Consider the following 22,882-nt stretch of genomic DNA (forward strand, 5'->3'; position numbering starts at 1 on the left):
AAATGTTCTCTATTGGCGCTTGCCGGTTAACAGGTTTAGGAGCAGCGCCATTATAGCGACAATCCCCATGATGCACGTAGAAAAAGCCGCCGCCTGGGAGGTGAAGCCCGCTTCGTCGAGGCGCATCACTGTTACCGCGCCGAGCGGCAGCGAGGGCGTGACGAGGAAAATTACCGCCGAGAGCGTCACCATCGAGCGCATAAACAGGAACATCGCCACCGAGAAAATCGTCACCCGCATCGCCGGCAGGTAGACGTCGCGCATAATACGCACCACCCCGCCGCCGAGTACGTTGGTGGCATCCTCCATCGAGCCGGGCACGTGGCGCATGCCCATCATCATGGTGGTGAAGCCCTGGGTGTGGTAGTGGTAGTAGTTACATAGCGCCACCAGTAATGCGGTGCCATAGAGCATACCCCAGGGCAGATCGGCACTGTTAAAGGTAAAGACGTAGGCCAGCCCCAGTACCAGCCCGGGTACGCCCACCGGCAGCGCGCTGAGCAGTGTGGCGAAGTCTGCGGTTCGCCCAGGCTGGCGGCGAATACCGAAGGTAAGCAGGAACAACAGCAGCGTGCCGACAATGGCCGCCAGTGCCGAGATCCCAACAGAGGTCCACAGCGGCGTGTAGCCCCCCGCCAGGTCAATATTGTAGTGTTTGAGGGTCAGGTCCAGCCGGTAAGGCCAAAGCCGGATAAGACTGGCCATCACCACCGTGGCGATGGTGGCGACGATTGCCAGAGAAATCAGCATATTCAGCAGCCAGAACAGAATATCGCGCCCGCGTTGCGGCGTCGGAACGTAGGGCTGAGCGGAAGCTGTACCGATCATTTTCTGCCGCCTGGCCGCTGCCCGCTCAATCCAGATTGCTGCTGCTGCCGGCAGCAGCAGCAGAATGCCGACTACCGCTCCCATACCAAATTTCATCTGCCCACTGACCTGGCTGTAAATCTCAGTCGCCAGCACCGGGAAGTCGCCACCGATCACCACAGCGTTGCCGAAATCGGTAATGGTAATTGTGAACACCACGAACCCGGCACTGAGCAAACCAAAGCGCACGCCCGGTAGGGTGATATCGAGAAACTGTCTCCAGCCGCTGGCCCCCAGCACGCCGGCCGCCTCATACTGGCGGGCGTCGCTGTGGCGCAGAGCAGCCTGAATTATCAGCACCGCCTGCGGCAGGGCATATAGCACGTCGGCAATCAGCAGTCCGTGAAAGCCGTAAATATCCAGCCTCACTCCCAGAATATTACTGACGATGCCGTTGCGCCCGAGCAGAAAAATAAGCCCCAGCCCCAGTACCAGAGAAGGCGCCAACACCGGCAGCGCGGTAGCGAACGTGATAAAGCGCTTCGCAGGCATCACGGTAAACTGCAGGCCGTAAGCGACGATAAAACCCAGTAGCAGGGTAATAACCGTGGTTGCGATACCCAGCAGCAGGCTGTTGCCGAGCGCCCGCCAGACGCCGGGAGCGTCAAACAGCGTCACGTAGTTATTAAGGCCGACGGCGCCGCTGCGGTCGTCCACCAGGCTGTGCCAGAGGATGCTGAGCATTGGTCCGCTGAAGAAGGTCAGCAGCGCCAGCAGCGGCAGCCAAAGGCAGAGGCGGGAGAGCCAGCGGTCAGCCGCTGATTGCGGAGGAAGAAGTGATCTGCTCATGCCTGCACCCATGCGCAGTCCTGCGCGTCAAAAGAGAGAGTAACCCGGTCGCCGGCCGCCAGCCCTACGGCGCTGCTGGTTTCGACCAGCAGCGGCTGAGATTGCCACAGCACCTGCACTCGCTGAATACTACCGAGGAAGCTGGTGCTCACCACCATCCCTTCCGCATCCGGTGCCTGGCGAATGCCAATGCGCTCCGGGCGGATAAACAGCGCGGCATCCTCCGGCTGGCCACCTGCGAGTAAGTTCGGCATCCAGTGCTGCACCACCGCCTGCGGCAGCAGGTTGCTGTGGCCCATAAATTCGGCCACAAATCGGGTGTGCGGCTTGGTGTATAGCTCGCGCGGGCTTCCCTCCTGCATAATGCGGCCTCCCTGCATGCAGACGATTTTATCCGCCATGCTCATCGCCTCCTCCTGATCGTGAGTCACCATCAAAGTCGGAATGCCGAGGCGCTGCTGTACCTCGCGCAGTTCCTGGCGCAGTCCGGCTCGCACCCGCGCGTCCAGCGCGGAGAGCGGTTCGTCGAGCAACAGCAGAGAGGGACTGACCGCCAGCGCGCGGGCGATCGCCACCCGCTGCTGCTGTCCCCCCGAGAGCTGGGCCGGGTAGCGATGAGCGAAGCCAGCAAGCTTTACCGTTTCCAGCAGATCGCTGACCCGTGCCTCGATTTCAGCAGCCGGTGTGTTGCGAATGTTCAGGCCATAACCGATGTTTTGGGCAACGGTCATATGCGGAAACAGCGAATAGGACTGAAAGACGATGCCAAACCCGCGATCACGGGCCGGGACGTTGACCAGATCCCGGCCGTCGAGGCTGATTTTGCCGCCGTCTGCTCCCAGCAGACCCGCGATAATGCGTAGCAGTGTTGTCTTGCCGCAGCCGCTGGGACCGAGCAGGCAGACAAACTCCGCTTTATCGACTGACAGGTTGATGCGATCCAGGGCAACGTAGCCGTCAAAAGTTTTGTAGAGATTTTCGATTACCAGAGCCATAGTGTCCTCCTCCAGCTTAACGACCGATTGTCTTCTGCCAGGTGGCGAGAATGGTATCGCGCTCTTTGGCGCTTTTGGTGAAGTCCACCGGATAGAGCACCTTCGAGAGGTCCGCCGGCAGGCCCGCAGCCTTTGCAGCCTGCGACTGCGGTACCCCCGGAATGGTGACAATCTCCTTGTATTTGGTGTACCGGGTGGTAGCGTTACCGGAGAGCGTCCAGTCGAGGAAGCGTTTAGCATCGGCCTTATTTTTCGATGCCTTCATCAGGCCGGAGGCTTCCAGCTCGTAGCCTGCACCGTCTTTCGGGATGACCATTTCAACGGGATAGCCTTCTTCAATGGACTGCATCGCGGCAAAGGCCAACGAAACACCAATTGCGTACTCACCGGTGCGCGCGGCTTTGCAGGGACGGGAGCCAGACTTGGTGTACTGGGCGATATTGCCGTCCAGCGACTTCAGGAACGCCCAGCCCTTCTCATCGCCCTTCGACTGCAGCAAGGCCGCAATCTGCAGATAGCCAGTGCCGGAGGACACCGGGTTCGGCATCACCACCTCGCCTTTATAAATTGGATTGGTCAAATCCTGCCAGGTCTCCGGTACCGGCAGTTTTTTTGCCTTCAGCGCTTCGGTGTTAACGCAGAACGCCGCCATATAGCCAGTGGTGGCAAACCACTTATGGTCCGGTGCGCGGGAGGCAGCATCAAGCTTTTCACTACCTTTTACAGTGTAGGGCTCCAGCAAGCCCTCAATACGTGGGTCCATCACATTGGTCAGCGCCCATCCCCAGATAACGTCATTCTGCGGATTTTTAGACTCCGCGAGAATGCGCGGGCCCAGGTCGCCCGTAGAGAGGCGTAGTACGTTGATGGTCAGATCCGGCATATCCTTTTTCGCACTCTCGACGTAGTCCTTAATCTCATCCTCTTCCAGTGAGGTATACACGGTAATAGTGCCCGCATGTGCCGCTCCGGCGAGCGTTGCGAGAGCACAGGCGGCCATCAGGCTGGTACGGCGAAATGAAAAGCGTTTCATTGAACTCTCCTTAATGCGGTTAAAAGTGGTGGTGCGCTGCGCCTTACGCCATGAATGTGCTTTTTGTGCATTCACTTATCTGTGGCGTCATCAGGAATGTGTAATTGTTTGCACTTTATGTGCCAGGAGATCGATTGTATGTGGATATAATTAAATAACATTTAAAAACAATTATATAAGTAAAATTCTCATAATAAAATCCTTGGTGTTCTTGGTTTTTTGTGGATTTTATTGCACTTTTTTGGTGTTTATATTTCACTATTTGAGTGCACAAAAATGTATTTGTGTATTTTATTGCATTTTGGTGGGTGTCACGTGTAGGCTAAAACCTGTGAGCTTAACCAGCGAGTCAACCGAAACCGGGAGTTATCATGGCGACACGTTCTACTATCATGGATACCAACAGCTTTCGCGCAGAGCATGCGGATGCGCTGGATGCCCAGACGCGGAAACTGACTGACAGGCGCAGCCAGTTGCTGGGCGAGTCCTACCGTCTGTTTTATCGTAATCCGGTACATCTGGTGCGCGGCGAAGGGCAGTATCTCTGGGATGCGGCGGGAGAGAAGTATCTCGACGTCTATAATAACGTCGCCAGCATCGGCCACTGCCACCCGGCGGTGATTGCTGCCGTGCACGAGCAAATGAGCCAGCTCAACACCCACACCCGCTATCTGCACGAGCGCATCCTGGACTATACTGCCGACCTGCTGACCACCGTGCCTGACGCCATCAATAAGGCGATGTATATGTGCACCGGCTCCGAAGCTAACGACCTGGCAATCCGCATTGCTAAAGCCTGGAGCGGCGGTACCGGGATCATCGTCAGCCAGGAGGCCTATCATGGTACCAGTGAGCTGACCTCTGGCGCCTCCCCGGCGCTCGGCAGCGGTCAGCCGCTGGCACCCACCACCCGGCTGGTGCCGCCGCCGGATCGCTATCGGGTGGACGCCCCCGATCTCGGTACCTGGTGGGCGCAGGAGATCCAGAAGCAAATCGACGACATGGCCGTACACGGCATCAAGTTTGCCGGCCTCATGGTGGACTCGATTTTCTCCTCCGATGGTGTGCTGCCCGGTCCGCAGGGTTTCCTGAAGCCAGCAATCGATGTAGTGCACGCCAACGGCGGGATCTTTATTGCCGACGAAGTGCAGCCGGGTTTTGCCCGCACCGGAGATAGCTTCTGGGGCTTTGGCCGCCACGGCATCGTGCCGGACGTGGTGACGCTTGGAAAACCGATGGGAAACGGCATCCCGGTCTCCGGGCTGCTGGCGAAAGCCGAGGTACTGGCTGCCTTCAGTGACGATATTCCCTACTTCAACACCTTCGGCGGCAACCCTGTGTCGATGGCCGCCGCCCAGGCCGTGCTGCAGGTTATTCGCGAGGAGAAGTTGCAGGAGCACAGCCTCAGGGTCGGTGAGCAGTTACGTAACGAGCTGGCGCTGCTGGCAGATCGCCACCCGAGCGTCGGCGATGTGCGCGGCGCCGGGCTGTTTACCGGCTTCGAGCTGGTAAGCAATCGTGAGAGCAAAACGCCGGACAAAGTGCTGGCGCTAGACGTTATCGAACGCCTGCGCGCAGAGCGAGTGTTGACCTCCGTGGCCGGACCCTATGGCAACGTGCTGAAGCTGCGCCCGCCGATGGCGTTCCAGACGGAGGATATCGACTGGCTTGTAGGATCGCTGGATAAAGTACTGACGGCCTGCACGGAGAATAAACGGCAAAGCTGACGTTCTGGAGAAACGGATTCTGTCGTATTAGATGAGTCGTCAGGTTTTATATTGCTTATATTTGGTTGCCCGAGCCAGACTGCAGTATGGTATCGACCGCAACATCGCCGTTAAAATGACTGGTTTGACTGAAGACGACCAGGCACAGATTCACCATTAATCATTCTCTCCGGGCGCTCTCTGCCTGGCCATCAGCGAATACTGGTAGGGCAGGGAGACATCGAACACGGGCCCTACCTGCCGGCGATAAACAGCTTTATCATGCCTGTGACATTACCACTCAGGCGCGCAATCTGCGGGTTTATCGGCTGGGTTGCGGTTACTGGCGGCCAATACCAAAACAGCTCGGCAGCGCCATGGTGTCAAAGTCAATGCCCTGGCATGCCGCTGGCGATCTTGAGGTTTTTAAGTGAGTTATGGGAAAATCATTTGGTTAATTCTTTCTTGTAAGAGCGTTTTGGAAGAAAATTAGATGTATTTAGGGAGTGATTAGAATGCAGCCAAAAGAAGAATACCAGGCTTTGTACGATGATGTATGTCGAGTGATAGGAAGGGCTGTTGTAATGCTAAAAGAGTCCGGTCAACCAATAACAGAGCAGACCTTGCGACTTATGCTGCAAATTCACAATGAACAGACAAAGGATCTGTATCTGACGAAAATCTACACAACAGCCAAGAGAGTTGTTGGGTAAGTAAGCCGTCAGACACTGGTGTGAAATCTGCAAAATATTGACATGCTCTTAAATGGCTGGTTAATTAATCCGCGTGGTGAATCCCCCTGTGCGGCGGGGCTAAATGACCAGGGCAAATTCATGATGATATTTGTTACACGAAAGTGTCTGCGGGTCATGGTTGGTCAGCCAAAGGCTCACCGGGGGGCACCCGGCACCACAACAATCAAAATAAAGTAGTGGCAGGCTCGCTTCGGCGGGCCTTTTCTTTGGGTGAAAAAAAGCCCGCACAGAGAAAGGCGGGCAAGCTAATATCCTACATCGCTAGAAAGTTCGAAAGTGTCTACCATCTCGAACCTTTTCAAGGTTAAACATTTTTAACACAGGTGTAAACAACCACTAAATCAATAAGGTCATGCAAGCGCATGGCCTTTTCTTTTGGTCGTCAGAACGTCGTTCACACTGTGTTTTGTCGTAAATCCATCTGGCGCTCATTCCATCTTCACACAGCGCCAGTGCGCTAATGTCCTGGCGGAATTAACGTCGCGATGTCATGCGGAAAACTTTTTTTATTCAGGGGTAACTTCGGCTTTCGCCTAAAAAGGGTTTGAGCGAAAGTACGAGGATTTTTACAATCAGATATTTCAAAGGGTTAAATAATGCTGATTGGGTACGCCAAGGTATCAACCGAGGATCAAAACCTCGATTTGCAGGAAAAAGCGCTGATTCGTGCAGAATGTGGGCTGGTTTACAAGGATATTGCCAGCGGAAAGAATGCAGTGAAGCTTGGATTAAAACGCGCTAAAGCGGCTACGTTCGGAGGATGTTCTGGAGGACTGGATACTTGACCGGCTGGGGTGCAGCGTGCGGGATCTAATAACGCTGGTTTCAGAATTGCAGGAGCGAGGCATACATTTCCGGAGCCTCACCGACTCGATAGACACATCAACGGACACAGGAAGATTCTTCTTTCACATCATGAGCGCGCTGGCTGATTATGAAAACAGAGGTAGTGGATCGCTGCCCGCCGGATGCTGGATAACGGTGCAACCCGGCAACAGATTGCCGATGTGGTTGGGGATGGGTAAAGACAATTTACAAATTTTTTGCCAGTAACAGGATGAGCTTTGAGTTGGATTAATATTAAAATTTATCGTAATTATTGGATAAGCCTTCCCATAGTTGTAAAAGTCCAAGCATCATGATGCCTGAGAAGGTAAGTAGTGTTGCAGTAACAAATAAAATGGTCATTTTAACGCCTGTTTTTAACGGTTACAAGTTAGACACCAAGCTTCATTAATAGTTGCTGAGCCTTACAAAGAAACAGAGTATTTTGCCGCTGCTGCCAGGACCTAACAACTGAGACAATATACGTATGAATGCTAGAAGATACTCTGGTTTAATTTTGAACAGAAAGAAAATATTAACGTTCGCGCAGTTTTTGGCGATAAATAGTCTACTTATCAATATCTCAGACACCTGGGCTGATTTGTGGGCTATGATTTTTTACACGAACCTGAGTGTGGGAAGATTGCTCGGGCTTCGATACGACGATATCGATGTTGATTCAATACTTATACGAGAACAGGGGCGCCTGAAGGCCCTGCGCGTTGAATTGAGCCCTCCTGCGATGGCGATGATTGATCGCAGACGGGAAAAGTACCCAGGAGATATTTTTGTGTTCCAGAGCCATTCAAATCGCGTGAAGAACAAAAGTCGGCCTGTGACTGTCATTGCGTTCAACACCGCTTTAAGGCGGGTAGCCAAATCATTACCAGGAATCGCGGTGAGCAGCAGAAGCGCCAGGAACATCGCATGGTAAATATCCCGCCAGTGGCCACATGCAATAGTTACCGGGTAGGGCTGGCGCATTTTGTCTACAGGGGGTAAAAAGTGATCCACTTAGCGTCACCACCAACGGTCTAATATTGAGTATTCCGCAACTTGGGTGGAAGTCACTATGCCAGAGGGCTCATAACCCGCCGCCGCATTAACTCGAAGCCGGCCCGACCATACATCTGCCGTTTCAGCATCTTCAGACGGTTTACATTGTCTTCTACTACACCATTACTCCATCTGCTGCTTATCGCTTTGTGTATTGCTGTTGCATCAGCCTCCATCCCGGCCGCAACGCGTTGAAGGTCAACGAGACCACTCTGACTGACACTAACAAACCTTGATTTAGCAGGTATTTATACTTCGTCTTCAGCATCCGGTAGAAGTCGAGGGACAGCAGTTGTACCATCTTCAGCTGGGGCTCTTTCTGGTACATTGACTCGATGAACCGGGACGCATAGTTTTCTTCTTCTCTGATCATTCTCCAGGGCATTAACCAGCGACTGACCCGGGACGCGGAGGGGGCGTCCTGGAGCGACAAGCAGACCGTTAACCTGTTTACACCACTTAGCCACAGCCTCCCTGACGGTCGTTTCACTTCCGGTAAAACCAGCATCAACCATCTCTCTCCATAACTGTCTGGCCGTTTCTCCGTTGTTCTTCCAGCCATTCCTTCCACGGCTCAAGAAGCCCGGTTCTTGGTGTTTTCGTTGATATTTCAAGGGACACTTTCGACTGTATCCATCGACGTACCGTCACCCGGGATAGCCCTGTGAGACGTGATATTTCTCTGATCCCACGACCTTTTTTATGAAGAGAGTCGGCCTCAGCCCAGCGTTGATACCGTTGGATGCGCATCAGCAGTAGGGCGCTGTGCCTCATAGCGGCATGTTGACTGAGACAAACCGGTCAGCCTGCAGGCTCGACGTTGCGACAGACCTGTCACCTCATTCATGACGTGACGATTACGGCTTCCCGCTTCTGGTCTGTCGCCAGTATTTGCTGCCCCTCCCTTCCGTATGGAGGAGTGTTCATTATGCCGGAATTTTGTTTCTGAATGGGGCGAGATTTCTGGTCGGGGTCAATAACCAATATGCAGTAGAAATAGTTTCTACAGATTGACAATAACGAAACAGAACAGTATCGTTTCGTTATTGTCAGCAATCCTGATGACGGTTCGAAAGTAACAACATGCTGAATAGTCCAAAGGTTACATTTCAGGGAGATTCAATCTTGTTTGTATTGCTTCTATGAGATGGTCATTGCTTTCCGGTGATGGAGCTATTTGAAGCTATTGTTGTTTGGAATATCAGTGAATTAACTAAGTATGAAGCTAATGAAACCAGCCTGCTGAGTGTCCATTGGACTGGTGCGCAAAGAAGGTTGGATTGTTATGTCACGAATCATGGATGTGTTTTCCTGGTTTATAGGAGCACATCAGGATTTACGCCCTTTGAATGAGCCTTCCTACTCACGTAAAAAAGGATTATGTAATGAAGCATCCCACCAATTCTTTCAAATTGCTCAACTGTTCAGGATCGGCGGCATTGGCTATGTTAACTGTTTCGCTTTGTTGGGTGCCAATTGCTACGGCAAAAGCTACCCGTTCCGATGGGGAGGTATCTTCAAAATGGTCATTAGGCGTGGGAGTCGCTGTTGTACAAAAACCTTATCGTGATATTGATCCTGATGTCTTACCTTTGCCTCTTTTTTCGTTCGAGAACAGATGGATTAGCGCTTCTGTTCCAAAGCTGGATTTAAAACTTCTTTCCAGTGAATCTGTTACTTTGAGCCTGAGGGCCAGATACGCCGGGGACGGCTATGATGCAGACGACTCCCCGTTCCTTGCCGGCATGGATGATCGCAAGGGCAGTATATGGGCAGGGGGGGCAATGATGTGGAAGACGGGCATCGTCGATCTTTCGGCGGAAGTGCTCGGTGACGTTTCCGGCAATAGCAAGGGTTCTCGTGCAAAATTGCAGGCGGAGCGGCGTTTTTCCTCCGGCGCTTTTGGCATAACGCCAAGGTTAGCCGTTGCATGGGTGGACAGCAAATTCGTTGATTACTATTATGGCGTGAAGACATCAGAGGCGCGTCCAAACCGTAATTTTTATCAGGGAGAATCCGCAACCAATGTCGAGGCGGGAGTGCGCATGGATTACACCCTGGCTCGGCGTCACACCTTGTTTCTTGATGCGAGCGCCACCCGGTTTGGCAGCGCTATTAAAGATAGCCCGTTAGTCGACAGTTCAAATCAAATGATGGTAAGTGTCGGTTATCTATATCGTTTTTAACAAAAATCAATTTATCTCTCATCGCGGCCCGTCGCCGTGATTCTATCCCTAGAGGTCGGTTGACAGAGGCCCCCTGTATATACAGGGGGCCTCTGTGTGCTTCTTTCTCCGTATCTCGCGGCGATGGATAATCAGCTGTCAATTGCCAAAATCGCCATAAACGCCTCGCGTGGGATTTCCCGTTTTGAAAACCCGATGTTGTGTTTCTTATTTTCACGTTGCTTACGAATAAGTCGTTTTTTCTGCGATACGCTGCCCTGAAACCCTTGCGCGAGCGCGGTTTTACGCAACGGCGGGATATCTTCCCGCGCGATGAAGCGGTTTTCCACTTTTGCCTGCACCGGCACCGGATACAGCTTGCGAGGGATGACGTATTTAAGTGTTTTAACGATTTCGGACGCTCGCGCCCAGGCTTTTTGTCGGGCGATGATAAAAGAAAAAGCATCCACCAGATGGTTATCGAGATAAATATCACAACGCACCAGATCGGCGCGGCGATAGCCTGAGAATTCGTAATCCAGTGTGGCGTAGCCCTGGGTGAGGGATTTCAATGTATCAAAAAAACCGAAAACCATCTCATTAAGCGGGATCTCCCAGGTTAAACGCACGTTGCCGCCGTCCAGATAGTGCATATCCACAAACTCGCCCCGCCGTGCGGCGCAGAACTCCATCATGGTGCCCACATAGGTATCCGGCGTATGAATGATGCTGACGACATAAGGTTCTTCGACGTAATTCAGTACGTCTTCCCCCGGAAAATGAGTCGGGTTATCGACGTTCAGGCATTGGCCGTTATGTATCCAGACGCGATATTCAACGCTGGGTGCGGTGGCAATCACCGAGATGCCGTATTCCCGCTTCAGGCGCTCGCGCACGATATCCATGTGCAACATGCCCAGAAAACCACAGCGGAAACCCGCGCCTAAAGATGCGGAGACTTCCGGTTCAATGTGCAGCGCCGCATCATTAAGAGACAGTTTATCCATGGCGTTACGCAATCCTTTCAGATCGTCACCGGCGTCCGGGTAGAGGCCGGAAAACACCATCGGTTTCATCTCCTGATAGCGGGAAACCGCTTCAGTTGCGGGATTTGCGATCAGAGTCAGGGTATCGCCAACCCGGATCGCCCCCGCATCTTTAATCCCGGCGGCGATATAGCCCACTTCTCCGGTATCCAGTTTTTTACACGACTGGCGTTCAGGCAGGAAAGCTCCGGTGTCAGTGACCTCAAAGCGAAAACCGGATGACATGAAACAGAGGGCATCGCCGGTGTTGATGCTGCCGTCCACAATACGCACATGCATGATGGCACCGTGATAAGGATCGTAATGGGAGTCAAATACCAACGCCCGGAGCGGGGCGTGCGATTCGCCGCGCGGGGAGGGGAAATGCCGGGCGATGAATGCCAGCACGACGGCCACGCCTTCCCCGGTTTTTGCCGATACCGGCAGCACCGTGCTGATATCCAGGCCGGGAATGTCGGCCAGTTGTTGCATCACGTTATCGATATCGGCTTGCGGACTATCAATTTTGTTCAGGACCGGCAGTATGGTCAGACCATGTCGTCGCGCCAGATTGAGATTGGCGATGGTCTGAGCCTGGATGCCTTGCGTGGCGTCAATGAGCAGTATCGCGCCTTCACAAGCTGCCAGGCTACGTGAAACTTCCGCGGAAAAATCAACGTGTCCCGGCGTATCCACCAGATTGAATTGATACTGGCGGCCTTCATCGCTCTGATAGCGCATGCGCACGGTTTGCAGCTTGATGGTGATACCGCGTTCACGTTCAATATCCATGGAGTCGAGCAGCAGTTCCCTCATATCCCGCTTGGCCACGGTAGAAGTGAGTTCAATAAAACGATCGGCCAGAGTGGATTTGCCGTGGTCGATGTGGGCAATAATACAAAAATTGCGAATGGAGGAAAATGACATGTAAATGGCCTTTTACATCACTGTTCGCTTAACAACCAATGCGGTTAATCAAGCAAACAAGGGAAATCACACTGAATATTCAGTGAACGAAAAATCAAAAAGATGTAAAAGTAGATAGCCGAGGCAGATGATAACGCATTTCACTTTAGCAACACAAGCTAGCGGCAAAGCAATCCGTATGGTCATGATAATATCACCGCTGTCGTCACCCGCTCACGGCTGCAGTCCAAAAAAACAACAAAACTACGGGTGACCCTGACCCAAAATCCTGCTCCATTCAGAACCAGAATTCCGGCATGATAGTCACTCCCCTGAACGGAGGTGGTGCCGATGAAAAAGTCACGATTCACCGAAGAGCAGATTGTCTTTGCCCTGAAGCTGGCTGAGCTGGGTACGTCCGTGCCGGATGTCTGCCGCAAGCTGGGTATCTCCGATGCCACGTTTTACACCTGGCGTAAGAAATCCGGCGGAATTTCCCCTTCAGAGCTGAAAAACATGCGGCAACTGGAGGAGGAAAACCTGCGGCTGAAGAGGCTGGTTGCTGACCTCAGCCTCGACAAGGCGATGCTGCAGGATGTGCTGGCAAAAAGAGCTGACGCTGGCACGCCTGCGTGAATGGGTCAGGGATTTACAGGCCCGCTATGGTGCCAGTGAAAGGCAGGTCTGTTTTGCGCTGCGGATCAGTCACAGCTCGTTCAGATATCGTTCTGTTGCTGCTGATGACAGTGCGCTGCGCCTGCGCATCCGCGAGATCACCGAAATCCGGGTGCATTACGGTTACCGCCGCGTACACGTTATGCTCAGACGGGAAGGCTGGCGCGATAACCATAAACGTGTTTACCGCCTCTACAGCGAGCAGGGGCTGTCGCTGCGCCTCAAACGGCCAGGGCGCAATAAATCTGTGCAGCGGCGGCAGCCGTAGCCTCAGGGCTTATCAATTTGCGCGTAAGACCTCGCCCAATCGGGCGGGGATATAAGCGCGGTAACTGCGTAACATTCCTTGATCTTCTTACATAATGCGCCGTAATATGTAAGGCATGAAATGCGCATACAAATACAGATTCTACCCTACCCCCGATCAGATTGAGCTTTTGGCTCAAACGTTCGGGTGTGTGCGTTTTATCTATAACAGCATCTTGCGCTGGCGCACTGATGAATACTATGACCGCCAGGAAAAGATCGGCTATACGCAAGCCAGCGCACGGCTAACCGCTCTCAAAAGAGAGCCAGATTTTGCATGGCTCAATGACGTTTCCAGCGTTCCATTGCAGCAAGCACTACGCCACCAACAAGCCGCCTTTTCTAACACTGCCGATCACCGCTAAAATGATCGGCATTGATGTTGGTTTAACAGATTTGTTCGTCACCGATACCGGATTCAAATCAGGCAATCCCCGCCATACCGCTAAATATGCGAAGCGCCTCGCCCTGCTACAGCGTCGATTGAGCAAGAAGAAAAAAGGCTCAAAGAATCGCGCCAAAGCCCGTGCAAAAGTCGCCCGTGTTCACGCAAAAATTGCTGATTGCCGTATGGATAACCTGCACAAGCTATCCCGCAAACTCATTAACGATAACCAAGTTGTTTGCGTCGAATCCCTGAAAGTGAAAAATATGATCCGCAATCCGAAACTATCCAAAGCGATAGCAGACGCAAGCTGGGGCGAATTTGTTCGCCAGCTTGAATATAAGGGCGAATGGTCGGGGCGATCCGTGGTCGCCATTGACCAGTTTTTCCCGTCCTCAAAACGCTGTAGCGGTTGCGGCTATACCATGCCAAAAATGGAGCTTAACGTTAGGTCATGGATTTGCCCTGAATGTGGGGCTAACCATGATCGTGACGTAAACGCGGCGAAGAATATAAAAGCGGTCGGGCTGACCGCGTTAGCCCACGGAGCGACTGTAAACCCTAAAGCCGCTTAATGTGGTTTAGGTAGGTTGCGTTGAAGTGGGAATCCTCGCCCTTTAGGGCGGGGAGCAGTCAAATCCCAACCACGTCTGGGGCATGGATTTTGTCTCTGATGCGCTGTTTGACGGGCGACGACTGCGCCTGCTGACGGTTATCGACCTGTACACCCGCGAATGCCTGGGGATCTGTGTGGGGCAGAATCTGCGTTCAACAGAAGTGGCAGAAATGCTGAACAGCATAGCGCTCAGACGTCCTTTACCTCAGTTGTTGAAAACCGATAATGGTTCTGAATTTGCAGGGAAAATGCTGGACAGGTGGGTATATGAACGAGGGATCAGGATCGACTTCTCACGGCCGGGAACACCGACAGATAATGCGACGGTGGGGTCCTTCAAGCAGGTTAAGGCAGGAATGTCTGAACGAGAACTGGTTCATGTCTCTGGAGGATGCACGGTGCAAAATCGAGGCCTGGCGCATACACTATAACCAGAGTCGTCCCCATTCTGCACTGGGCTGGATGACGCCCTGCGAATTTGCCGAAAAATCTGCCGGTTGCCGGAATATGCAGCCAGAATGAAGCCGGTTATTCCTGATTACGGCTGGATCATATTCGGGGTCAGGGTCAACTTGACAACGATTCTTTTTATGAATAGTTGAAAGAGGGAGGGGTTAGTCTTCTACTCAGGAAATTTACGGACATAAGCACGCATGAAAACTTCTACTGCGCGTGAAACAATATCCGATATTTGTCTTTCACTTAGCTGGATAATCACATTATATAAACCTGCTTCATTGATTTCGGACACCAGTAAGCCGAAATAATGACAGGCGACGACGTGAGGATCTGCTTTGTAAAAATAACCTTTTTCAATCAATGGATTGAAGTAGTTCTCAAGATGATAAACCACCCGGGCCGAACCTTGCTGATAAAATAACCGACCCACATCAGGGTTTGCTGAAGCGGCAATCATCATCCGCCGCACAGCAAGTGACTGTGGTGTATGAAAACTGGTAAGGATGTATTGCCCAAATTTGATTAGTGCGTCTTGGCATTCTTCTTCATGATCGGGGAAATTAAGCGAATCTATTGCGTTCCCTGAAAGGGAACTAAGCGGCGAACCATGTCCGGTACGGTACAAAAAATTGATTATTTCGCCATCATGTTCTTGCGATGCCATGGCTATCAAGGAAGAGAACAATGACTCCTTTGAGTCAAAATAGCGGTATAGTGTTGATTTTGCGCTACCTGATCTTGCTGCTATTGAGTCCATTGTTGTGTGCTCAAAACCGACTTCAAGAAAGAGTTCTCTTGCCGCGTTCAAAAAGGCGTTTCGAATATTTTCTGTTTTGCTTCTGGGCATTAATACACCGTCTGATTATTTATCTCAGTTTAATAAAAAAACAATACAGAAACGATGACGTATCGTTTCTGTATTGTCAAGCTACATTGTCGATCAATGTTATTGATGAGTATAGGCAGTGATATTATTTTATCCATTGATTTTAAATGATATTTTTAATGTATTGTCTCTTGTCTTTATGATGCATTTTATCTAAATCTGTTAGCAGTGGTTACTGTTAAATTGTGGAAATAAGCAACTGTGCCTGACTCTAGCCAGAAACCAATTCCGCCTCGCTGGTTTGCGCCCAGTTTCAAATCGTAGACGATCGATGCCGGCATTGATTTTTTGTTCAAATAAAGCACTGCCTTCTGTCCGGTAATGACAATTTTCATATGTATCCAGCGTTCCATGTCCAGCCCGGCATAGCTTTCATACTTTTCCGGAGATTCTTGTCTGAGGCTGTCAAATTTGTAATCAGGGTAAGCGATATACTGAATGTTGTGATTACGCCGAACCTGATCCTCCGCAATACTGTTCGTGGGGCGCAGATAAATACTTTCAAAGCGCCCGTCGTTGTCAATGTGGAAAGCCAGACAGATGAACCCTCTGGCGTAGGCTCGCGCCTTTTCCACGAGTTAGCTGCCAACATCGACTTCCACCACACCGTCGCCAAAATCAAGCGGCAACCATGCCATAAAGTTTCAGTCGGCCAGTTTTTCCTTCTCTGGAGCCTGTATTGCCGCGGAAGGCATAGTCATTTTAAACGCCGACTCGCCTTTGAACGCACCCAGCTCTAGTGATACGCCGGACCGCGTGAAATCCCCAACAGCTAGGCTGGCCGCGCGCCTGCAGAAAAAATTTCAGCAGCACAGAACAAGCTGAGAGAAAAAGGTAAGGTTGATATCAGACTCATAAACTCCCCGTTATGGATATTGCGCCGACCACATTCGACAGGCCAGTGCTTTTATTCGTCAGTTACAACACCACAACAAACCGCCTGCCGGCAATAAATTTAGCATTCATCTGCTGCATGAAAACATGCTGGTAGGAGGGTATTGCTGGTTGCTCGGTTGTACGCTCCTCTGGTCAAAACGTCACCAGTAGGCGGAAGTCAAGAGGCAGTACAAGCACACTACAAACCAGTGAAGGTGAACTGTCGAAGGGTACGGTGGACATTGACACAATAAGATCGCAAATGTATATCCAGCAACGCAACATGGTGGGCAGTCACGTGCTGGTTAGGTCTAAGACTAACTAGTTTTAAACTATTTCCGACCCAGGAAATAACCGATTATCAAAGCAGTAACTGCGACGACGGCTACACATTTGAATGGATTGGATTCTATACTGTTTTTGACATTTTTTGCGCTATTGCGCACTGCATGGTTTGCTTGTGAAGCATATGTTTTTGCGGCATCTGTAAACTGATTCTCAGGTGGTTCTAAAACCTCAGAATAATTTTCCTCTAACTCACCTGGTAATTCTCTGTCTTTTCTAAGATTTTTATTGAACATGATTTTATTCTCCGGTATCTGGCGTGTTATTTAATTGTAGTAGTTAAATAAAGGAGTTGTGCATAATCTGGTGTGACGTGTGTTTATATATTTAAGTGCGCTAATAGCAGTTGCTTGATATGATTTTATGTATCTTATTTTTTAAAATTTTTGCAAGGGTGGCTCCCTAAGTGCCTGTAAATAATTAAGTGTTTTTAGCTGTTATTCGTTTATATTTTACGGCCGCAAAAAAGCACCTCCGTGAGGTGCAAGTCAAACAAAACAACCAAGGGAAATTATTATGCGTTTTTTTCATACGAGTCAGCTAATAGTAGATAGATGAACCAGAAATGACTCGTATAAAGTGCAGGCTTGTAATCTTTTTTAAAGCTCATGCCTGAGGTAATAATACATGTCAGAGTGAACAGATATTCCATCTTCTCGCAAGAAGTCATACTGTATGTTTCTGTATTTGCTGCAATGAGTCCTAAGCGGTAAGGTCTGAGAAGCAACAATGGAAATTTTATAACGTCTTTTACCCTTCCTCCGGAAGGAAAAAGTATCCACATTTAGGGCAAATACAGGTGACGTTTTTACGCATTTTGCTGGAGCTTTGTTCCATAATGTGAGAGCAGTGAGGGCAAGTCACTTTCACCTGTTTGTCCATGTACATCTTAAGGTCATCAAATATAGTCATAAATATTGCCTGCTGGATGTGTGGGTATTCAGTATACTCCCGCAATTGATTCATTGCTCATTTATTAATCACCCCTGTCGCTGAAGTATCAAATTTTCATCCAGCAATATGGTCACTTTGCCACTGAGACTGAAGGAGTGGCAAACTGTGAAGGTGAGTTGCTGTCCTACAGCAGCGTCGAGGCGATCAGCCAAGACATTCCTGAAGTTCTTCACTGAATGGTTTCGATAATGCACCTTGGCGCCGTATCGTTATTACATTTCAATATAAACTATGACCGAAGTCCGACAGTGCCTCCTTCTATGTAGGTGTGGGGGGTAACGTATCTGGCTGGCATGATGATTCCTAAGCATCGTCAAGGGAGATAATCTATTATTTATAATGAGTTGGGATCACTTAAGGAGTGTTTAAATGAAAAGTGAAGAATTTGAACGTAAAGCCGAAGAAGAAATTTCTGCGCTCATTAAGAAAAAGATCTCTGAAATCAGGAAGAAAACGGGTAAAGAGGTTTCAGAAATCGAGTTTATTCCACTTGAGACAATGAATGGGCTTGATGGATACGAAGTAAAAATAAAGCTGATGTAAACGTTATAAAGGTCGCTGCGGCGGCCTTTTTTATTTGGCATTTCAGGGCCATCTTACGAGATTGCTCAATAATGTCAAAGTGAGGATCAATTCATGGTAAAACCGTACTGGGGCGAGTTTCAGCAACGGTTCCTGTCCGAATATGTCGCAATCGGCGTATCACCGAAGGAATGGTGTGAAGCGCAGGGACTGAACTACGCTACTGCCCGTCGATACATCAAAAAGCCTTCTGCACAAACTGCGCAAAAGGGAAAGTGTCCAGAAGAGCAGGTGGAAAGCATACTGAGCCCAAAGGTAAAACGCTTCATTGCCGAATATCTCAAGGAACAGAACGCCACGGCAGTTGCTGAACGTGCTCGTTACTGCGACCGATATGATGGCTCAGGCATATGTCAACGCAAAGCAGAAAAGGCACCTTCATTGCGAGACAGAAATGTCCTGTGTTGCATCCATCAGTTGAACTCACAGCTCATAGCGGACATGACCTCAGACTATTTGCCATAATGCTTTAATTATGCGCACCGCTAAAATGAGTAGAGCGCGTTCCTGACGTATCCCCGGTAAAAACAGTAACAAACCACCCGAAAAAGTACGCCAGGAACGCGACATAAGAATCTACGCTATGACTGGCTATGCACTCAACTGAATAGCGTCAGATTTCAATCTGTTTGACCCACATCAGCCCTGTTTCCGCCTGTTTCGATAAGATCCCGCGGGATGATTTATAGCAATGAAAATCGCCGCTTAATGAAAAGCACCTTTAAAAGCACTTTTAAGTGACCTATAATTGAAGCTCTTAACAGGAGGATATATTATGGCATTTCAGGTTTTAACCACCACTGCGGCCAGCATAACAGAGCTTAAACGTGATCCTATGGGTACTTTTAATGCAGGAGAAGGTGCCCCGGTGGCCATCCTTAATCGCAACGAACCCGCTTTTTACTGTGTACCACCTGCCCTGTATGCACAGCTGATGGAAATTCTGGAAGACCAAGAGTTGGGTCGTATTGCTGACGAGCGAATCGATGAGGCTGTAATCGAGGTCAATATTGATGACCTATAAGCTAGCCTTTAATGAATCAGCGTTGAAAGAATGGAAAAAACTGGGCCATACCGTCCGGGAACAGTTCAAAAAGAAGCTTACTGAGCGCCTGCAGAACCCACGGGTGCCCGCATCACAACTCCACGGACGTAAAGACCAGTACAAAATAAAGCTCCGTGGCGCGGGCTACCGACTGGTTTACAGTGTCAACGATGAAATTGTGACAGTCACCGTAATTGGAGTGGGTAAACGAGAAAATGATGATATCTACAATGCAACCCTACACAGAAATTAATCGCTCTGGACCCGATAAGGATGGTATGACAGTTATCCTTCCTCTTTATCCGGAGCCGCTTTTTTCCTGGGGAGTTTTGGTGGCTTTACCTGCTCATGGCTTTGCGTTCTTCGGGTCTGCCATGGATGATCTGCTTTTGGTTTCACGTAGTACTTTGAGCGTAAATTAATACGGGCTTTATCTACCCGTCGTGCTCGTTTTTCTCGTCATCCAGAGGAATTGGGGCTGGCCCGTCAACATATCTTTCCCATCCCTGTTTTTTTCCGTCATAAAGAACCGTGATTTCCCCTTCGAAATTTTCACACACAGTAACAACCGAATGCCGCAGCCCCAAAGGGGACATTACAGCTTGGCGTTAACATGATGGCTCAGGCATATTGCAAACCGCCGGGCGTCCGGCTATAGTGAATGCAGACAAGCACTTGCTTGCGTAAGCGTTAACGTCAACCAACGCACATAATCCGCCCGTGCGGCTTTTTATTGTGTGCGAAAAATGTCTGACTTTTCCCTGCGTCCTCCCCGCGTCATTACCCCTATTTTGTTGATCGGTGCCATCATTCTTGGTGCAGCGACATTGCGTGCCCCGTTAACGAGTGTCGGTCCGGTGCTCGCCCCCCTTGCTGCTGACCTGGGCTTAGATGGCATGCAAGCCGGGATACTGAATGCCCTCCCACTGCTGTTGTTTGCTCTTCTCTCGCCGCCAGCCGCGATACTGGGCAAGCGCTTCGGCCTTGAGCCGGTCTTGGCCGCAGCCATGGCCCTGATCGCCGGTGGCACGTTTATACGCAGTTTCGGCACACCGAGCTGTCTCTGGATCGGCACCGTCTCCTTGGGCATAGGTATCGCCATCGGCAATGTGCTGCTGATTTCAGTTATAAAACGTGACTTATCCGACCGTGCTGCCCTCTGCATCGGGTTATATGCCGCTGCCATGGCCTTGAGCGCATCCGTCGCGAGCGGCGTGGCGGCTCCGCTAGCTGCGATAAGCGAGCTTGGCTGGCGTATTGCCACAGGTATTTGGTGCGTGCCTGCAGCCGTCGCTTTCATCGCCTGGTTCGTGATCGGTCGGTGTATACAGAACCACGCCGGTGCAGACACGGCCGGTTCGCATACCGTATACCGGTCGCCATGGCTAAGTGCCGTTGGCTGGCAGGTGAGCCTTTTCATGGCCATGCATACCCTGGTTTTCTACACTCTTATTGACTGGTTTCCATCGATGGCGCGGAACCAACATATAAGTGCAGCCGAGTCTGGCTTCTATCTTCTCGCCTACCAGGCTATCGCCGTGGTCGCGAACCTTGCGACCTCGCGTCTGCTGAAGCATGCCAGCGACCAGCGGGCAATTGGTTTTTTTGCGTCATTTTTTATCTTTATCGGCATTGTTGGGCTCTGGTTCATTCCTGCCTCACCGCTTATCTGGCTCGTGCTTGCAGGCATAGGTGCCGGCATGTCGATGGTCACCTGCCTTTCGCTGTTCGGGTTGCGTACCCGGGACCATGTCCATGCGGGGCAGCTTTCGGGCATGGCACAAGGCGTAGGTTACGCGCTTGGCGCGATGGGCCCATGGCTGACAGGCGTCGTCCACGATGCGTACGACAACTGGACGCCAGTGCTCGCCATGTTACTCGCAGCCGCGATCGTACAAATGGTCGTATCTGTGCTTGCGGGCCGGACCAGGATTATCGGTGAGTGACGGGCATGTTTGTGCAAGCATCTGCGTGCAGATTGTAGGAAATGAGGGAATGACTAGGTAACCACGTAAAAAATTGATATTTAATATAAAATTAATTATCGACACAACAGGAGCGTATAGCAAACGCTATACGCTCCTGTTGTGTTATGCTTGTATAGCAATTGCTATACAAGAGGTGTACTGATGAAATCAGATGTTCAACTCAACCTAAGAGCTAAAGAGTCTCAGAGGGCACTCATTGATGCTGCTGCAGAGATTCTCCATAAATCACGCACGGACTTTATCTTGGAAATGGCCTGTCAAGCTGCGGAGAATGTGATTCTTGATCGCCGTATTTTCAATTTTAACGACGAACAGTATGCAGAGTTCATCGATATGCTCGATGCCCCTGTCGAGGATGATCCCGCCATTAATAAACTATTGGCAAGGAAACCTCAGTGGAACGTGTAACTGCGCCAGAACCGTTATCCAGCTCCCACCAACTGGCTGAGTTCGTCAGTGGAGAGGTGGTACTCGATGAGTGGCTAAAACAGAGTGGTTTAAAAAATCAGGCCCTTGGCGCAGCCCGAACGTTCGTTGTTTGTAAGACAGGCACGGTGCAAGTAGCTGGTTTTTACTCTCTGGCCACCGGTAGCGTTAACCATACGGAAGCCACAGGCAGCCTTCGGCGTAACATGCCAGATCCTATACCCGTAATCATACTCGCTCGCCTGGCAGTCGATATCTCATTCAGCGGAAAAGGGCTTGGAGCCGATTTACTTCACGATGCGGTTCTACGCTGTTATCGGGTGGCTGAGAATATCGGCGTTCGTGCGATCATTGTTCACGTGCTTGCTGAGAAAGCCAAAGGTTTCTATACTAACCATGGATTTAAGGCATCACAAACTCAGGAACGGACTCTGTTTCTTAAGCTTGCATGAAAGATTTCTCGATCGAAAGGGTATGTCACGCAGACATATAGGTTATTGATTTTATTTGCTCATTTAACATAATCATTGTTATGCGCACCAGTATTGTCAGCACAAAGCGTTATTGTCGTCTCAGCACAATTCACACGCGTCGTGTACGCTAAGCCTTCATTTTGCTCAGCACAGGACCGCGATCTTAAGCCGGCCTTCGATTACATGATGGCCACGCGCGATTACATCGATAAACACGGCAAGCCGGTGGCGTTTTACAGCGATAAGCACGCGGTGTTTCACGTCAGCCAGGCCGAAACGCGACGTACCGGCATGACGCAGTTCGGACGCGCACTGCACGATCTGAACATCGACCTTATCTGTGCCAACAGCTCACAGGCCAAGGGGCGCGTTGAACGCGCCAACCTGACGCTGCAGGATCGGCTGGTTAAGGAGATGCGGCTTGAGAACATCACCGGCATTGATGCCGCCAACGCCTGGCTTGAGACTTTTATCAGCGACTTCAATCGCCGTTTTGCAAGACCGCCAAAATACCCGAAAAACCTGCACCGCGCCTTCTCAGAAAGCAACCCAGAGCTGGACGATATCTTTGCCTGGCAGACGCTGCGCACGCCCTCAAAATCACTGACATTTCAGTATGTAGTGGTCAACTAAAACTGGCCACCGCTTTAGAGTTTTTCCAGTATCGATTTTCCGATTCGTTTGGGGGTAACCCACCGTTATAGTCATGCGGCCTTAGCGAGCTGTAATACCCGACGATATAGT

The 22,882-nt window shown here is 50.7% G+C and carries 18 protein-coding genes and 8 pseudogenes; 15 read left to right on the forward strand and 11 right to left on the reverse strand.

Annotated elements, in window-relative coordinates; translation table 11 throughout:
• Positions 1 to 9 precede the first annotated feature (9 nt).
• The 3 genes from GO007_RS25275 to GO007_RS25285 are packed head-to-tail and all read right to left on the reverse strand — an operon-like array spanning position 10 to position 3,684.
• Positions 10 to 1,656, reverse strand: coding sequence for an ABC transporter permease subunit (locus tag GO007_RS25275; protein ID WP_095104738.1), 1,647 nt, complete (start codon positions 1,654 to 1,656; stop codon positions 10 to 12).
• Positions 1,653 to 2,651 (reverse strand): ABC transporter ATP-binding protein, encoded by a 999-nt coding sequence (locus tag GO007_RS25280; RefSeq protein WP_095104740.1) that lies wholly within the window; start codon positions 2,649 to 2,651, stop codon positions 1,653 to 1,655. The genes GO007_RS25275 and GO007_RS25280 overlap by 4 nt, the downstream gene beginning before the upstream one ends.
• A 16-nt stretch (positions 2,652 to 2,667) precedes the next feature.
• Entirely contained in the window at positions 2,668 to 3,684 is a 1,017-nt protein-coding gene (locus GO007_RS25285; RefSeq protein WP_095104742.1) for an ABC transporter substrate-binding protein, read from the reverse strand.
• A 371-nt stretch (positions 3,685 to 4,055) separates the two neighbouring features.
• Between GO007_RS25285 and GO007_RS25290 the strand changes: the two genes are divergently transcribed.
• The 3 genes and pseudogenes from GO007_RS25290 to GO007_RS25305 all read left to right on the forward strand — a co-directional run bounded on the left by GO007_RS25290 (position 4,056) and on the right by GO007_RS25305 (position 7,904).
• Entirely contained in the window at positions 4,056 to 5,411 is a 1,356-nt protein-coding gene (locus GO007_RS25290; RefSeq protein WP_095104744.1) for an aspartate aminotransferase family protein, read from the forward strand.
• Between the two features lie 1,330 nt (positions 5,412 to 6,741).
• Positions 6,742 to 7,223: pseudogene (locus tag GO007_RS25300) on the forward strand (recombinase family protein).
• Positions 7,224 to 7,457: 234 nt separating this feature from the next.
• Positions 7,458 to 7,904 carry a site-specific integrase gene (locus GO007_RS25305; RefSeq protein WP_095104748.1) on the forward strand — a complete coding sequence of 149 codons (447 nt, stop codon included), beginning with the start codon at positions 7,458 to 7,460 and terminating at the stop codon, positions 7,902 to 7,904.
• A 136-nt stretch (positions 7,905 to 8,040) separates the two neighbouring features.
• On the opposite strand, the pseudogene GO007_RS25310 reads toward GO007_RS25305, so the two are convergent.
• A pseudogene (locus tag GO007_RS25310) lies at positions 8,041 to 8,773 on the reverse strand (transposase); the annotation flags it as partial.
• A pseudogene (locus tag GO007_RS25315) lies at positions 8,769 to 8,926 on the reverse strand (IS3 family transposase); the annotation flags it as partial. The pseudogenes GO007_RS25315 and GO007_RS25310, both read right to left, overlap by 5 nt.
• 485 nt (positions 8,927 to 9,411) lie before the next feature.
• Here GO007_RS25315 and GO007_RS25320 point away from each other — a divergent pair.
• Complete coding sequence (locus tag GO007_RS25320) at positions 9,412 to 10,212, forward strand: MipA/OmpV family protein (protein WP_095104750.1); 801 nt, start codon at positions 9,412 to 9,414, stop codon at positions 10,210 to 10,212.
• 131 nt (positions 10,213 to 10,343) lie between these two features.
• On the opposite strand, the gene lepA is transcribed toward GO007_RS25320, so the two are convergent.
• Positions 10,344 to 12,143 carry a translation elongation factor 4 gene (gene lepA / locus GO007_RS25325; protein WP_095104752.1) on the reverse strand — a complete coding sequence of 600 codons (1,800 nt, stop codon included), beginning with the start codon at positions 12,141 to 12,143 and terminating at the stop codon, positions 10,344 to 10,346.
• A gap of 330 nt (positions 12,144 to 12,473) precedes the next feature.
• Here lepA and GO007_RS29315 point away from each other — a divergent pair.
• From GO007_RS29315 to GO007_RS29320, 3 pseudogenes are all read left to right on the forward strand, one after another.
• Positions 12,474 to 13,062: pseudogene (locus tag GO007_RS29315) on the forward strand (transposase); the annotation flags it as partial.
• 118 nt (positions 13,063 to 13,180) lie between these two features.
• Positions 13,181 to 14,063, forward strand: a pseudogene (locus GO007_RS25340) (RNA-guided endonuclease TnpB family protein).
• A 64-nt stretch (positions 14,064 to 14,127) separates the two neighbouring features.
• Positions 14,128 to 14,626: pseudogene (locus GO007_RS29320) on the forward strand (IS3 family transposase); the annotation flags it as partial.
• Positions 14,627 to 14,726: 100 nt separating this feature from the next.
• Here the strand turns inward: GO007_RS29320 and GO007_RS25350 are convergent.
• The 4 genes from GO007_RS25350 to GO007_RS29325 all read right to left on the reverse strand — a co-directional run bounded on the left by GO007_RS25350 (position 14,727) and on the right by GO007_RS29325 (position 17,636).
• A complete protein-coding gene (locus GO007_RS25350; RefSeq protein WP_095104762.1) occupies positions 14,727 to 15,410 on the reverse strand; it encodes a TetR/AcrR family transcriptional regulator in 684 nt (227 codons plus the stop codon).
• A 188-nt stretch (positions 15,411 to 15,598) separates the two neighbouring features.
• The gene (locus GO007_RS25355; protein WP_198389067.1) at positions 15,599 to 16,024 is read right to left on the reverse strand and encodes a hypothetical protein; all 426 of its coding nucleotides are present in this window, start codon (positions 16,022 to 16,024) and stop codon (positions 15,599 to 15,601) included.
• A 633-nt stretch (positions 16,025 to 16,657) separates the two neighbouring features.
• Positions 16,658 to 16,906 carry a CsbD family protein gene (locus GO007_RS25360; protein WP_143350202.1) on the reverse strand — a complete coding sequence of 83 codons (249 nt, stop codon included), beginning with the start codon at positions 16,904 to 16,906 and terminating at the stop codon, positions 16,658 to 16,660.
• A 514-nt stretch (positions 16,907 to 17,420) separates the two neighbouring features.
• On the reverse strand, positions 17,421 to 17,636 hold the full coding sequence (locus GO007_RS29325) for a YnfU family zinc-binding protein (RefSeq protein ID WP_095104766.1): 216 nt from the start codon (positions 17,634 to 17,636) through the stop codon (positions 17,421 to 17,423).
• Between the two features lie 357 nt (positions 17,637 to 17,993).
• Here GO007_RS29325 and GO007_RS25365 point away from each other — a divergent pair, with 357 nt between their 5' ends.
• From GO007_RS25365 to GO007_RS25380, 4 genes and pseudogenes are all read left to right on the forward strand, one after another.
• Positions 17,994 to 18,167 carry a GnsA/GnsB family addiction module toxin gene (locus tag GO007_RS25365; RefSeq protein WP_095104768.1) on the forward strand — a complete coding sequence of 58 codons (174 nt, stop codon included), beginning with the start codon at positions 17,994 to 17,996 and terminating at the stop codon, positions 18,165 to 18,167.
• 93 nt (positions 18,168 to 18,260) lie between these two features.
• A pseudogene (locus GO007_RS25370) lies at positions 18,261 to 18,530 on the forward strand (terminase small subunit); the annotation flags it as partial.
• A gap of 451 nt (positions 18,531 to 18,981) precedes the next feature.
• Positions 18,982 to 19,230: a type II toxin-antitoxin system Phd/YefM family antitoxin gene (locus GO007_RS25375; RefSeq protein ID WP_095104770.1), complete on the forward strand. Its 249-nt coding sequence runs from the start codon at positions 18,982 to 18,984 to the stop codon at positions 19,228 to 19,230.
• Entirely contained in the window at positions 19,220 to 19,504 is a 285-nt protein-coding gene (locus GO007_RS25380) for a type II toxin-antitoxin system RelE family toxin (protein ID WP_095104772.1), read from the forward strand. The genes GO007_RS25375 and GO007_RS25380 overlap by 11 nt, the downstream gene beginning before the upstream one ends.
• Positions 19,505 to 19,536: 32 nt before the next feature.
• On the opposite strand, the gene GO007_RS25385 is transcribed toward GO007_RS25380, so the two are convergent.
• The gene (locus GO007_RS25385) at positions 19,537 to 19,674 is read right to left on the reverse strand and encodes a hypothetical protein (protein ID WP_189339921.1); all 138 of its coding nucleotides are present in this window, start codon (positions 19,672 to 19,674) and stop codon (positions 19,537 to 19,539) included.
• A gap of 323 nt (positions 19,675 to 19,997) precedes the next feature.
• Between GO007_RS25385 and GO007_RS25390 the strand changes: the two genes are divergently transcribed.
• From GO007_RS25390 to GO007_RS25405, 4 genes and pseudogenes are all read left to right on the forward strand, one after another.
• Complete coding sequence (locus GO007_RS25390) at positions 19,998 to 21,197, forward strand: MFS transporter (protein WP_095104774.1); 1,200 nt, start codon at positions 19,998 to 20,000, stop codon at positions 21,195 to 21,197.
• A 183-nt stretch (positions 21,198 to 21,380) separates the two neighbouring features.
• Positions 21,381 to 21,647 (forward strand): type II toxin-antitoxin system TacA family antitoxin, encoded by a 267-nt coding sequence (locus tag GO007_RS25395; protein ID WP_095104778.1) that lies wholly within the window; start codon positions 21,381 to 21,383, stop codon positions 21,645 to 21,647.
• The gene (locus GO007_RS25400) at positions 21,635 to 22,117 is read left to right on the forward strand and encodes a GNAT family N-acetyltransferase (protein WP_095104781.1); all 483 of its coding nucleotides are present in this window, start codon (positions 21,635 to 21,637) and stop codon (positions 22,115 to 22,117) included. Before GO007_RS25395 ends, GO007_RS25400 begins: the two co-directional genes overlap by 13 nt.
• Positions 22,118 to 22,309: 192 nt before the next feature.
• Positions 22,310 to 22,756: pseudogene (locus GO007_RS25405) on the forward strand (transposase family protein); the annotation flags it as partial.
• Between the last annotated feature and the right edge of the window lie 126 nt (positions 22,757 to 22,882).

Source organism: Klebsiella sp. 10-1, from assembly GCF_009758445.1.
Classification (GTDB): Bacteria; Pseudomonadota; Gammaproteobacteria; order Enterobacterales; family Enterobacteriaceae; genus Klebsiella; species Klebsiella scottii.